The 14,636-nt window shown below is 36.0% G+C and carries 6 protein-coding genes; 5 read left to right on the forward strand and 1 reads right to left on the reverse strand.

Annotation, left to right across the window (positions count from 1 at the left end; all coding sequences use genetic code 11):
- Positions 1–2: 2 nt before the first annotated feature.
- The gene (locus tag M0214_RS09870; RefSeq protein WP_248722400.1) at positions 3–2,750 is read left to right on the forward strand and encodes a family 78 glycoside hydrolase catalytic domain; all 2,748 of its coding nucleotides are present in this window, start codon (positions 3–5) and stop codon (positions 2,748–2,750) included.
- A 70-nt stretch (positions 2,751–2,820) separates the two neighbouring features.
- On the opposite strand, the gene M0214_RS09875 is transcribed toward M0214_RS09870, so the two are convergent.
- The gene (locus M0214_RS09875) at positions 2,821–3,681 is read right to left on the reverse strand and encodes an AraC family transcriptional regulator (RefSeq protein WP_248722401.1); all 861 of its coding nucleotides are present in this window, start codon (positions 3,679–3,681) and stop codon (positions 2,821–2,823) included.
- A 140-nt stretch (positions 3,682–3,821) separates the two neighbouring features.
- On the opposite strand from M0214_RS09875, the gene M0214_RS09880 reads away from it, so the two are divergent.
- The 4 genes from M0214_RS09880 to M0214_RS09895 all read left to right on the forward strand — a co-directional run bounded on the left by M0214_RS09880 (position 3,822) and on the right by M0214_RS09895 (position 14,440).
- A complete protein-coding gene (locus M0214_RS09880) occupies positions 3,822–5,216 on the forward strand; it encodes a sugar porter family MFS transporter (protein WP_248722402.1) in 1,395 nt (464 codons plus the stop codon).
- A 16-nt stretch (positions 5,217–5,232) separates the two neighbouring features.
- Positions 5,233–8,541, forward strand: coding sequence for a DUF5107 domain-containing protein (locus M0214_RS09885; protein WP_248722403.1), 3,309 nt, complete (start codon positions 5,233–5,235; stop codon positions 8,539–8,541).
- Positions 8,542–8,576: 35 nt separating this feature from the next.
- Entirely contained in the window at positions 8,577–10,895 is a 2,319-nt protein-coding gene (locus tag M0214_RS09890) for a hypothetical protein (RefSeq protein WP_248722404.1), read from the forward strand.
- Between the two features lie 77 nt (positions 10,896–10,972).
- Positions 10,973–14,440: a glycosyl hydrolase gene (locus tag M0214_RS09895; protein ID WP_248722405.1), complete on the forward strand. Its 3,468-nt coding sequence runs from the start codon at positions 10,973–10,975 to the stop codon at positions 14,438–14,440.
- Positions 14,441–14,636 lie beyond the last annotated feature (196 nt).

Raw genomic sequence — 14,636 nt, forward strand, 5'->3', positions numbered from 1 at the left:
AAATGAGCAAGAACTTTTTATTTTTTTTTGTTGTTATAACCAGTTTATCTGGTTTTACACAAATAAAACCCTATGATTTAAAATTAGAATATAGATTTAATCCTGAGGGCGTAGATGTTAAAAAGCCACGTTTTTTCTGGAAATTAAAATCTGGAGAGTCTGGTCAATATCAAAAGTATTACCAAGTGATTGTGGCTGCTTCCAAAGAAAATATCGAAAAAAATATTGGAGACATATACAATTCAAAAAAAGTAAAAAGTTCTCAAACTACCCAAATAGTATATAGGGGCAAACCTTTACAGCCAGCAACACAGTATTATTGGAAAGTAAAGGTTTGGGATAAAAATAATACGCCAAGTTGGAGTAAAACTGCAACATTTTCTACAGGTTTATTTCAAAAGGACGATTGGAAAAACGCCCAATGGATTGCATGGAAACCTCAAGAGCAATGGAATAAAGAATGGTGGGAACGAAAAGATATCGAATCTAAAGCGTTACAATTTCAATTGCCAAGCCTTTTTGGTTCTAGCATGAGTATGTTTGAGCGGTACCACTTTCATCATCAAAATCCTTACGATGCTGCGCCATTATTAAGAAAACCTTTTACAGTAAATAAAAAGGTTAAACAGGCAAAAGCTTACATAAGTGGACTGGGCTATTACGAATTATTTATCAATGGAAAACGTATAGGAACTCAGGTTTTAGACCCAGGTTGGACGGATTATAGAAAAACAGTTCTATATGCCACACACGATATTACAAAACAAATTCAAAATGGAGAGAATTTAGCAGGTGTAATGTTGGGTAGAGGGTTTTATGGGCAATTGGCTTATGACCATTGGGGGTTTTATAAAAAAGATGGTTATGTTGGTCAGCCGAAATTGTTATGTTTAATTAAAGTATTGTATGAAGATGGTACAGAAGAAAATGTAGTTAGCGATTTATCTTGGAAAGTTACAGGAGGCCCTATTGTTTATGACGGTCCTCACATGGGCGAAATTTATGATGCCCGAAAAGAAATTGAAAATTGGAATATAGCCAGTTTTGATGATACCTCCTGGGATAATGTAAATTCGGCACCACATCCAGGAGGAGAAGTTGTCTCGCAAATGTGCCAACCCATTCGTGTAACCAAAACATTTCAACCTGTAAATATTAAACGCAAGGGTAGTTATGGGCAATGGATTGATACCGGAACAAACAGTGCTGGCTGGATACGTTTACGATTAAAAAATCTAGAAAAAGGACAACAGGTTACCATTTATTATGGTGAACATTTAGACCCTACCTCAAGTGGGCAACCAGGACGTTTACAGCAAATGGCGTATATAGGTAAAGGGGAAGCAGAAGAATTTGCCGAATGTCGTTTTTCGTATAAAGGGTACCGTTATGTACAAGTAAAAGGATACAAAACAAAAATCACTAAAGAGGATGTGGAGGTAAAGTTTGTACATTCAGACGTACCACAGGTGGGTTCATTTGAATCTTCAGACAAAACGGTAGATGCTGTGCACCACATTTGCCGTAAATCGTTAATTTTTAACTTGCATAGTATTGTTACAGATTGTCCAAACCGTGAAAAAAACGGTTGGTTGGGAGATGCTGTAACTGGTGTAGAGTTTGGTATGGCCAATTACGATTTGGCTGCATTAATGACCAAATTTACACGAGATATTTTTGATACGCAAACTACAGAAGGTGCTTTAAGCCCTATTGCACCTGCCAATAATTATAGAAAAGGTAAATCGACCTTATGGTCGTCTGCAGGGGTACACATTCCTTGGTATATGTATCAATATTACGGAGATACAAGGTTGTTTGAGAATTACTGGGAAAATATGATGCATTGGGTAGCGTATTCATGGAAAAACAACAATTCTAAAACAAAAGACGGCATGTTTGCCGAAATCTATAATGATTGGGTGCCACCTTACGATGCTACCTATAGAGGTGGAGGAAAACCAGGGGGTAATGAGGTTATCGGTTCTATGAACTTTTATTTGGTGTTAAAGCGATTGACTTACATGGCAGATAAACTAGCAAAAACCAAAGATAAAAAGCGTCTAGAAAAACAACTCAAACGTATACATGAGGGCATCCAGAAATATGCATTTGATACAGAAAAAGTAGAATATACAGGATTAAAACCATTTACGGAGTTTTTACCAGTAGTAAATATTTTGGCGCTAGATTATGGTATTGTTCCAAAAGAATATAGAGAACAATTAGAAAAGCGTGTAGTAGAAAATATTGTTAAAGAAAAAGACTATCACTTATGGGGTGGCATATTTTCGATACATTCGGCCTTTGAGTATCTGCCTAAAAACGGATATGCAGATATGATGCATAAAGTAGTTGTTAATGAAGAATGGCCTTCATTTGGTTGGATGATTAAAGAAGGTGCTACTACATTGCCAGAGGGGTACAAGTTTACCTCTTCTGATATGCATCATTTTATGGGTGCAGTAGATAACTTTTTCTATCGCCATTTAGTAGGGATTAATGTGGACGCCTCTAAACCCGGTTTTCAAAATATTATTTTAAAACCTAATTTTATCAAATCTATGGGCTTTGCAAAAGCAAGCTATAACTCCATTCACGGAGAAATAAAGGCTGCCTGGAAGAAAATTAATGAGCATACTTATGAATACTATGGTGTGGTTCCAGTAAATTGTAAAGCTAAAATAGTTTTACCAAACAAAACTGTAAGTGTAAAATCTGGCAATTTCAATTATGTGGTAAATCTTTAACAGTTAAGGAATGTCATTATATCTTTTAACTGACTAAGAAATATAAATTAACAAGTCTAAAGCTATTTAATTAACCCTTTAAAGATTTTCTGTAATCTCTGGGGGAACTTCCAATAATTTTGCTGAAAATTCTAGAAAAATAATAAGGGTCATGGTATCCCGTTTTCAGGGCAATATCCTTTATCTTTAAGTTCGTGTTATCTAATAAGTGACATGCATTTTGAATGCGTAGCTGTATCATATAATCTAATGGTGACTTACCGGTTTTTCGTTTAAATAGCAAGGAAAATTGTGAGGTAGATAAATTTGCGCCTTTTGCTAGCTCCTGTAAAGTAATAGATTCTGTAATGTTACTTTTCATGTAACGAATAGATTTCAAAATACTATCCGATTCATCTTGTTTTCGTATTTGCCTGTATTGGTCTAAAAACTTAAATGAAGCTAAAAAATGGATTAAGCATATATTTGCATATTGTATATTTTCTGTCGAGAACCCCATTTCTAAATTTTGAAACATTTCTTCAAACAACTCAATTCTATTGTCTATACGGTCTATATAAGATGGAAATATGGTTAGCGGATTTTGCGTTAGAAAGGCGTAATCTTCAGATAGTGTCCCTAAAAAGTGAATCCAGTATATACTCCATGGATTTTGCTTATTGCTCCCATAGCTATGAGGAGTGTTCTTGGGAATAATAAAATATTGGTTTTTAGTAACGCCAAATTTTTTACCGTTTACAGATATCCAGCCACTACCTTCTGTGCAGTAAATTAGAATATGCTGCGACGCACCATTTTTTCTTTTTCTATAATGACTCTGGGCTTCGGCATAGTAGCCAATATTGGTTATGTAAAGCATTGTGTTAGTGCCATGCACCTTGGTTTTTTGTATTTCCTGCTCCGGAATGGAAACACTACGCTTTAATTCCAAATGATGTGTTTTTATTAATTCTGTTAAATTTTAAAATTAATAAAATAATCCATCTTTTTAAAAAATAATCTATTTTTTTATCATGTGTAACCTTTTATATTGCAAAACCTTAAGGTCTAAATTTGTACACAGCATAATAAATGACAGAACACACCCAAATAAATATAAAATACATATCCATGGTATCCATGGTATCAGCTCTTGGAGGTCTTTTATTTGGCTACGACTGGGTGGTAATTGGTGGTGCTAAACCTTTTTACGAAGCTTTTTTTCAAATCGCAGATAATCCCAGTTTACAAGGTTGGGCAATGAGCAGTGCACTTATTGGTTGTTTGTTGGGAGCAGCATTATCTGGACTATTAAGTGATAAATATGGCCGAAAACGATTGCTTGTTTTTTCAGCATTTTTATTTACGCTGTCTGCAGCTGGTACAGGAGCAACATCTCATTATACCTTATTTATTATTTATAGAATTATTGGAGGAATAGGCATTGGCTTAGCATCTAATTTATCTCCAATGTATATAGCCGAAATTGCGCCATCTCATTTAAGAGGAAGATTCGTCTCACTAAATCAACTTACTATTGTTATTGGTATCTTACTCGCACAATTGGTAAACTGGCAGATTGCTGAAGCTGTACCTACAGGATTTAGTACTGAGAATATCTTATCGTCTTGGAATGGACAAAACGGTTGGCGTTATATGTTTTGGGCAGAAATTATACCTGCTGGGTTATTTTTAATACTAATCTTTTTTATACCGGAAAGTCCGCGTTGGCTAGCAAAAAATAGCAGTAGGACAAAAGTAGAAGCTATTCTCAAAAAAATAGGTGGTAGCGGTTATGCCACTTCCGAATACCAAACTATTTTAGATTCTATCAACAATAGCGACAAGATCGTACCGCTTTCGCAACTAAAATCACCTAAACTAAAACCTATTTTAGTATTGGGTATTGTACTGGCAATTTTTCAACAATGGTGTGGTATTAATGTTATTTTTAACTATGCCGAAGATATTTTTAAAGCTGCTGGATTTGGCGTGTCAGATATTTTATTCAATATCGTCATAACTGGAATTATAAACCTCGTGTTTACTTTTATAGCCATTTATACAGTAGATAAATTAGGGCGAAGAAAATTACTTTTACTGGGCTCTTTAAGTCTTTGTTTAATCTACGTTTGTATTGGCGCAGCATATTATTTTAATATTTCCGGCACTATTTTATTAGTTCTTGTGCTATTAGCAATAGCAACCTATGCAATGTCTCTAGCTCCCGTAGTTTGGGTGGTCATTTCTGAAATATTCCCCAACAGAATTAGAGGTGTGGCCATGGCAGTAGCGACACTATCGCTATGGGGTGCCTGCTTTGCATTAACCTATACATTCCCATTATTAAATGCCGCTTTAGGTGCTTCTGGTACCTTCTGGCTTTATGGAGGTGTTTGTTTCTTTGGATGGCTATTCATCTATAGAAAGCTCCCCGAAACCAAAGAGAAATCTTTAGAAGAGATAGAACAAGAAATTATCAAATAGCAATATTGTTTACAAAATGACACATCCTGTAAAAGCTTGGAAAGAAGATGTTGTAATACCAACTTATGAGATTGGTACGCCCGAAAAGAATCCAATTTTTTTAGAAAAAAGGGTGTACCAGGGCAGTAGTGGTTCTGTATACCCTCATCCTGTCATCGAAAAAATAAGTGATGAGAAAATCGATAAAGTATGGCATGCTATTTTTATTGAGAATGCCTACATAAAAATCATGCTACTGCCTGAGCTTGGAGGTCGTGTACAAATGGCATACGATAAAGTAAAACAACGTCACTTTGTGTATTACAATCATGTTATAAAACCTGCTTTGGTAGGTTTAACAGGGCCTTGGATTTCTGGAGGTATAGAATTCAACTGGCCGCAACATCACCGCCCTTCTACGTACGACCCTGTAGATGCTTTAATTGAAGAGAATAATGATGGTAGTATCACCGTTTGGTGTAGCGAGGTAGAACGTATGTTTCGTACTAAAGGCATGGCTGGTTTTACATTATACCCAGACAAAGCATATCTGGAAATTAAGGTAAAACTATACAACAGAACACCGCACCCACAAACCTTTTTATGGTGGGCAAATCCTGCAGTTGCTGTTAACGATGATTACCAATCTGTCTTTCCACCAGATGTGAATGCAGTTTTCGACCATGGTAAACGCGATGTATCCGATTTTCCCATAGCTACTGGCGAATATTATAAAGTGGATTATGCCCCGGGTACAGACATCTCTAGATATAAAAACATTCCAGTGCCTACATCGTATATGGCCATAAAGTCGGAATACAATTTTGTTGGTGGTTACGAAAACGACACCAAGGGTGGTTTACTACATGTGGCAGATCATCACCAGTCGCCAGGAAAAAAACAATGGACCTGGGGCAATGGTGATTTTGGATATGCCTGGGATAGAAATCTAACAGATAATGATGGTCCATACATAGAACTCATGTGTGGAGTTTATACAGACAATCAACCTGATTTTAGTTGGTTACAACCTTATGAAGAAAAGAGTTTTAAGCAGTATTTTATGCCCTATCGTGATTTGGGTGTCGTTAAAAATGCGACTAAAGAAGCCATGCTAAATCTGGAAGAGGAAAACGGTAATTATAAGCTCAAGGCTTATACCACTGCTGTTTATAAAAACGCAACAATTACTCTTGTATCTGAAGGCAAAATTATTATTGAAGAGACTTTAGGTTTTTCACCAGAAATGAGCTTCGAAAAGGAAGTTTTGGATGCAATCAATACAAATGATTTATACATTAAGTTAGAAGATAATGCTGGTGTTATTTTAGTTGATTGGCATAGTGAAAAGGACGAACAAAAACCCATTCCCGAAGCTGCTAAACCTGCAAAAGACCCCAGAGACATAAGCTCCACAGAACAACTTTATCTAAGAGGTTTACATTTAGAGCAATACAGGCATGCCACATATTCGCCCACAGATTATTACCTAGAAGCTTTAAGAAGAGAGCCCACTGATGTTCGCAATAATAACGCCATGGGTTTATGGTACATGAAACGTGGACAATTAACTAAAGCCGAGCCTCGTTTTAGGCAAGCTATAGAAACCTTAACAGAGCGAAACCCTAACCCTTATGATGGTGAACCTTTATTTAATTTAGGTTTATGCCTCCAATTTCAAAATAAAACAAAAGAGGCCTACGATTACTTTTTTAAATCAACATGGAATGGCGCATGGCAGGATAGCGGTTTTTTTCATTGCGCGCAATTAGATGCCTTACGTAAAGACTACCGTAGAGCGCTTGAAATTATAGACCGTTCTCTGTACCGAAACTGGCATAACCAAAAAGGGCGCCATTTAAAAGTAATTTTATTACGCAAAACAAATGCTATTGAAGCTGCTAAAAAACTAGCAGAGGATTCTTTAGAACTAGACCGTTTTAATTTTGGAATACTTTTCGAACAGTATCTTTTAATAAAAGATACCAAAATTTTACAACAGCTAAAAGCCTTAATGCGAGGTTACGAGCATAACTTTATAGAGTTTTCTTTAGATTATGCTGCTGCTGGTTTTTACCAGGAAGCCCTAGAGTTTATAAATTTGTATGTAAATACTGCTGAAAATGTGTATCCAATGGCACAGTATTTTAAAGCCTATTACACATTACAATTAGGTGATAAAAATACAGCAGCCTCATTATTTAAAACTGCAGCAAAATTAGCGCCAGATTATTGTTTTCCGCATCGTATTGAAGAATTAATTGTGCTTCAAACAGCAACTGCTATTAACCCAGAAGACGCCAGAGCTTGGTATTATTTAGGTAACTTTTGGTATGGTGCAAGACAACATGAAGACGCTATGGCATGTTGGGAAAAATCAAGAGATATAGACGATACATTTCCAACCGTACATAGAAATTTGGCATTGGGTTATTACAACAAGCAGAATAATCCCCAAAAAGCCAAAACTGCTTTAGAAAAGGCTTATGCACTTAATACAACTGATGCTCGTGTGCTTATGGAATTAGATCAGTTATATAAAAAGTTAAATATCGATATATCAACTCGTTTAGATATTCTAGAAAAAGCACCCGAACAGGTTGATTTTAGAGATGATTTATATTTAGAATACATTACGTTATTAAACCTTTCAGGTAAAGAAGAGAAAGCTTTACGTTTAATCAATGCCCGCAAATTCCACCCATGGGAAGGAGGCGAAGGTAAGGTGCCGGCACAGTATTTATACAGCCATGTTGCCTTAGCTAAAAAAGCCCTTTTTAGAGGAGATTATAAAAATGCTATTACACATTTAAACGAAACATTTCATTACCCGCATCATCTAGGTGAAGGTAAAATATATGGTGCTCAAGAAAACGACTTCAATTATTGGTTAGGCTGTGCCTACGAAGGTCTAGGAGATACCGATAAAGCTAGATTATATTGGGAAAAAGCATCTCAAGGTCTGTCTACACCAGCTGCTGCTATGTATTATAACGATCAACAACCCGACAAGATTTTTTATCAAGGATTGGCACTGAAAAAGTTGGGATGTCATTCTGAGGCAACTGAGCGTTTTGAAAAGTTACTACGTTTTGGTGAAAAGCAATTACAAGTGCCTTTTAAAATGGATTATTTTGCGGTGTCGCTTCCAGACTTGTTAATTTTTGAGGACGATTTACAGATACGCCACGAACACTATTGCTACTATTTAATAGGCTTGGGATGCTTAGGTTTAGATAAGTTTGAAGCAGCCCAGAATGCCCTTGAGCTTATCTTAAAGCAAAATAACTATCATATAGGTGCTCGTATACACCTAGAATACAGTAAACAATACCACACCATTTGATAAATAATATTTTTTAATCCATAACAAAAAATAACATGACGACAAGAGTATTAATTTTCTTTTTCTTTTTCTTTTGTTTAAACTTAACGGCACAAACACTAGATGTAAAAGATTTAAAATGCGAAACCCAAATCAATCCCGAAGGTATAACTAAAGCTAGACCAAGTTTTAGTTGGACATTTGTTGGTGATAGTATAAGTACTAAACAGGGTGGTTTTCGTATTATGATGGCTACAACTATTGAAAAATTGAAGTATCCAGATTTATGGGATACTGGGCCAACAAGTAAATCGGAAACAGGACCATATCAATACCTTGGAGAACCTTTAAAATCTGGACAAAAAGTCTATTGGCGAGTAACCGTTTGGGGTAATAATAGAGGAGTAAAGCATAGCGAACCTGCTTGGTTTACTATGGGCGACATAAAAAATCCTGAAAAAACTTTTGAACCACCTGTATTAAAGAGAGAAGGTGGTATTGTAAAAATTAATATCAATAAAAATGATACAGGTCGTGTTTTTGAGGGTATTGGAGGTGTAAGTGCAGGTGCTTCTACAGATTTACTCTACGATTACAAAGACCCCTATCGTAGTCAAATTTTAGATATTTTATTCAAACCAAAGTTTGGTGCGGCATTCCAACATCTAAAGGTGGAATTAGGTGGAGGTGAAAACTCGACATGTGGGTCTGAGCCCTCGCATGCCATTACTAGAGAAGAACTAAAAAATCCAGTGTCAAGAGGATATGAATTTTGGTTTATGAAAGAAGCTAAAAACAGAAATCCTGATGTGATATTAGAATATTTACCATGGAGTTTTCCTGGGTATTTAAAAGAAAATATTTACACAAAAGAATCTGCCGAATACTTTGTATCGTTTTTAGATGTTGCTAAAAGAGATTGGGATTTAGATTTGGATTGGGTAGCCGCTGCCGAAAACGAAAATTATACAGATAGAGATTGGTTGGTAAATAACGTTCGTCCTTTACTAGATGCCAGAGGATATAAAGATGTCAAAATTCAGGGACCAGATGATAATAGTGGCGATTGGCAAATATTCGAAGAACTTGAAAAAGACCCAGAGTTTAATACTATAATTAAAGCTGTGGGTTATCATTATGTAACTGGTCGTGAGTTTAACGAGAATATGGTGGACGGGCGAGGCAGGCCTACAACAGCCAAAGCTAAAGCCTCTGGTACACCACTTTGGGCCAGTGAAGATTGGAGCTGGACAGGTAAAGACTGGGGTGGTGCAGGGGCACTAAATTTAGCACGTCTTTATAATAAATTTTACATTCGAGATAAAATTACCAAAACATTAATTTGGGCACCTATTGGTTCTATTTATAAATCGGTTACATGGGATAAAGCCGGCGCAATGAAAGCCAACAGTCCTTGGAGTGGCTATTATGAAGTATGGCCAACAATTTGGGCTACAGCGCACACCACGCAATTTGCTCAACCCCTAGATTGGCAGTATTTAGATACCGCATGCGGTTTGTTTGATACATCAACTTATAAAGGAAGTGTTGTTACCTTAAAAGACAAAAATAGCACTAATTGGAGCATGATTATCTGTACAGAAAAATCAGAAACAGTAGAAGTTAACATAGAAAAAGGATTGTGCAAAAAAACAGTTTACGTATGGAAATCTGATGCCAACAATCAATTTATACAGCAGGAGGCGATTAAACCCAAAAAAGGTGTATTTACTATAAAATTAGACCCAAAGTGTATTTACTCGCTAACCACTACAACAGGGCAACAAAAGGGAAGTTACAATATTCCAGAAGAAACCGCTTTTCCTTTTCCTTACTCAGAAGATTATGAGGGTGGTAAAGAAAACGATTTGCCTAAATACCATTCCGATCAAACAGGAAGTTTTGTTATTACAAAAAAGGAAGATGGTACAAATTGCTTAATGCAGTTAAATCCAGAACAAGGCTATGATTGGATGCGTGTATACAGGCGTTCTAACATAAAACCCAATACCCTTATCGGTGATGTGAATTGGAAAAATTATACCTGTAGTGTAGATGTTTTTATAGAGAACGGTGACGTAGAATTAGGAGGGCGTGTAACAAGCAGCTATATAAAAGGGTATCGTTTTATGTTGATGAAAAGCGGTGATTGGAAATTGCTATTTCATAAAACAGTGTTGCAAGAGGGAACTATTAAAAACTTCGAGGGTAATATGTGGCATAATATTAAGCTGAAATTTAATAATGAGACCATTGAAGCTTTTGTGGATCAAGTCTCAATAACTAAGCTAGAGAGTAAAGAAAAAAATGGATATGTCATGCTGGGTAGCTCCTACAATAACAACCTGTTTGATAATCTTAAAATAAATCCATAAAATACATGATAATGCAGGATGATTGTAGCCTGTAAATTTATGTAACTTGCAAATTGTAAGTTTTAAAGATTATAAAAGTGAGTGTACATAAACCTAGTATATTAGTTGTAGTTATTTTACAAATATTTTGTTTTGGTTGTATTTCTTCAAATGAAGAAACAGCACAAGATGAGAGCTTGAGTTTAGCTGAATTATCAGAGAATTTTAAATCACCCTCATTGCAATACCGCCCAGAAACGTGGTTTCATTTAATGGGTAATAATATTAGTAAAGAAGGATTAACTCTAGATTTAGAAGCCATAAAAGCAGCAGGTTTACAAGGAATACACTTGTTTAACAAGGCAGGAAAACTCTATCCTAATGTAGAGCCTATTAAAATTTTATCTCCCGAATGGGAAGATATGATTCGTCATGCCGCAGATGAGTGTCAACGTTTAGGGTTAAAATTTACCATGCAAAACTGCCCAGGCTGGTCCATGACTGGTGGCCCTTGGGTGCCAGTAGAAGAAGCACAACGCGAAGTTGTAGAAACCACCTATCATATTTCTGGTGGTAAGAACTTCAATGAAGTTTTAGAAATTGATGCCTTGTATCATACGCCAGATTACGATTATAAAGATATTGAAGTATTAGCTTTTCCAAAGGTTGAAGGCGATGATTTAGAAGCTTTAAGCCCATCAAAAATTGAAACTAACAACATCATAGTACCTTGGGAGGATATTTTTAATCCAGATTCAAAAATTATTGTTACACGCAAAACTACGCGCTTAGATAAGCCTCTTAATGAGTATCGTGCTAATGGTATTTCAAAAGTAAATAATGAAGATACTTGGGTGAAAACAAGTTTTTATACGTCTATTACCTTAAGAACCATAACATTTCCTCAAATACGTCATATAATTATGGGTACAGAGTACCCCGTTATTGATGTAAATCTTAAGGTAGAAGCATTGGTAAATAATAAATTGGTAGAAATAACAACGCTTAATCTACCAGATGCTAATTGGAATGATAGACGTAAACATCTTACGTTAACTATTCCAGAAACAACATCAAATGAATTTGTCTTTACATTTGAAGGGAAACATTCAATAGCTCCTGAGTTTATCCGATTAAGTTCAAAACCAAGGCTACATAATCACGAAGCAAAGGCAGCTAAAGTGTTAAGGCGTCTTGAAAAAGATGTTGATATTAATTATGCTGAAAATACAATTGTAGATAGTAAGTCTATTATTAATCTCACAGATAAAATGTCGACTGAAGGCAAACTAACTTGGGATGTCCCGGAAGGTAGGTGGACCGTCGTTCGTTTTGGTCATGTAAACATGAGACTTACAAATAAACCTGCAGTTCCAGAAGCCACAGGTTGGGAATCTAGTAAATTGGATAAAATCGCTATTGAAAACCATTTACGAAACGGAATGATTGGTAATTTGATAAAAGATGGAGGGCCCATTGGAGATGGAAAACTGCATGGCTTGTTAATTGATAGTTGGGAAAGTCATGTACCAACATGGACGATGAATTCCGAAGATTTGTTTAAAGAATTTGAAACGCGACGAGGCTATAGTATGAAAACCTATTTGCCTGCTACTATGGGTTATGTTTTGGATGACAAAGAGACGACTACCAAGTTTTTAAGAGATTTGCGTCATACTATGGACGAGGTGTTTATCGATAATTTCTTTAAACATTTCGCAACTGTGGCTCACGATATGGGAGCAGAGGTATACACCGAAGGTGCAGGAGGAGAAGTGCTTCCTGTAGACCCCATGCGTTATTATGGGGTTAGTGATATTCCAATGACGGAGTTTTGGTATCCCTCAGCGCCATCGGCTCAGAACGAATATGCTAAACCTATTTTCAATGCCGCATCTGCAACGCATCTGTATAATAAACCAGTCTTAGCTGCAGAGGCCTGTACGCAAGTTGGTGTAAAATGGAATGAGCATCCGTTTTCTGTTAAATATTTAATCGATTATAATTTTGCCAAAGGCGTAAATCATTTGGTGTTTCATACGTTTTCGCATACACCGCAAACCGATGTATATCCTGGCTCTAGTTTTGGAGGACGCATAGGGTTTCCTTTAGTACGTCAGCAAACCTGGTGGCAATATATGCCAGATTGGATTGACTATTTAACACGGAATCAGTTTGTTTTACAACAAGGAGAATACGTAGCTGATGTCTTGAGATATTATGGCGACCATTATGAGCGTCCGCCGTTTGATTTGGATGAATTCCCCCAAGGATACCGATTTGATTACTTAAATTCAGAGATATTACAGGAAAAAACAAGCATTAAGGATGGTAAGATTCATGTGGAAAATGGAGGGGATTATAGAATTATTACTTTAAGAGATTCTGAAAAAATACTTTTGTCAACCCTGAAAAAGTTAAAAGAATTAGTGTTAAATGGTGCGGTTGTTTTAGGTGATAAGCCTACAGATTCTCCAAGTTTAATGGACGATGCCAGTGATGTGAAAGCACTACAAGCCATTGCGAATGAGCTTTGGGGAACAACTGAAAGTGGAATGAAACAAGTTGGGAAAGGGCGTGTGTATTGGGGTAAAACTATTAAAGAAGTATTAGATAGCGAGAACATTGAAAAAGATGTTATAGTTCCAAATGAATTGGAAATACATTGGATCCACAGAGAGACAAAAGATGCAGACATCTACTTTGTAGCTTCAAAAGAAGAAAACCCAGTAGATGTAGCTTTAAGCTTTAGAATTTCAGATGGAGCGCCTCAAATTTGGAATGCTTTCACAGGACATCAGCAAAATGCCAAAATTTGGAAAAAAGAAAATGATAGAACTAATATAGCTTTGTCCTTACCTGCAAATGGAAGTGCCATTGTTGTGTTTTCAAAAGGTGAAAGTGAACCTTATGCATCGGAAGTTTTATTAGGAAATACAACACTTTTAGATACTAGAACAGGATGGTTTGTAACTCATGAAAATGATGATTATCCAAAATTAAACTGGACAGATAACGAATTTTCAGCTTCAATTCCTGGAGAATATAGTTTTGTTCAAGGAGAAAATATAATAAAAGAAACCATAAAAATCACTGAACAATCCTTGCAAAGTGACTGGGAGTTAACCTTTGATAAAGGTTGGGACACTCCTGATGTTTTTAAAGTTGAATCACTGAAGCCTTTAACCGAATTACAAAATGAAGGTGTAAAGCACTTTTCAGGAACAACTACTTACACAAAAACCTTTGAAGTCAATAAAACAGGAAAATCTGCAATTTTAGATTTAGGAAAAGTAGCGAACATTGCTGAGGTTTGGTGTAACGGAAAAAAAGTGGGTGTAAAATGGGCGCCACCTTTTACTTTTGATGTGTCAAGCCTAATTAAAACAGGAAAAAATACGCTTACAATAAAAGTGACAAATACATGGCGCAATCAATTAATTTTTGATAATCAACGCCCTCAAGGAAGTAAAAAAACCTGGACAACTGCAGGGCCAAGGCCAAATGAAACGGAATTGGATGATTCTGGGTTAATCGGTCCTGTTTTATTAAGAAGTATTCCATAACCAGTTTTTACATAATCGATAAATACTACTTCTAAAGATTCTGTTGTTTTTAGTAGCCAGCACAGAGCAGGATAGTCTTTGTGGTTGTATTTGAGAGCTTTACGGTGTTTTATTGTTTGAAATAACATGAATATCAAAGCTGCTATGAAAAAAATCATTCCTAAATTTTTATTGTCAATTGTTTTTTTATTTTTTT

Source organism: Seonamhaeicola sp. ML3 (assembly GCF_023273855.1).
GTDB lineage: Bacteria > Bacteroidota > Bacteroidia > Flavobacteriales > Flavobacteriaceae > Seonamhaeicola.

What these genes read in the sequence shown, in the direction of transcription:
- M0214_RS09870 (WP_248722400.1), top strand. Translation starts at nt 3, where the DNA reads ATGAGCAAGAACTTTTTATTTTTTTTTGTTGTTATAACCAGTTTATCT.
- M0214_RS09885 (WP_248722403.1), top strand. Translation starts at nt 5,233, where the DNA reads ATGACACATCCTGTAAAAGCTTGGAAAGAAGATGTTGTAATACCAACT.
- M0214_RS09890 (WP_248722404.1), top strand. Translation starts at nt 8,577, where the DNA reads ATGACGACAAGAGTATTAATTTTCTTTTTCTTTTTCTTTTGTTTAAAC.
- M0214_RS09880 (WP_248722402.1), top strand. Translation starts at nt 3,822, where the DNA reads ATGACAGAACACACCCAAATAAATATAAAATACATATCCATGGTATCC.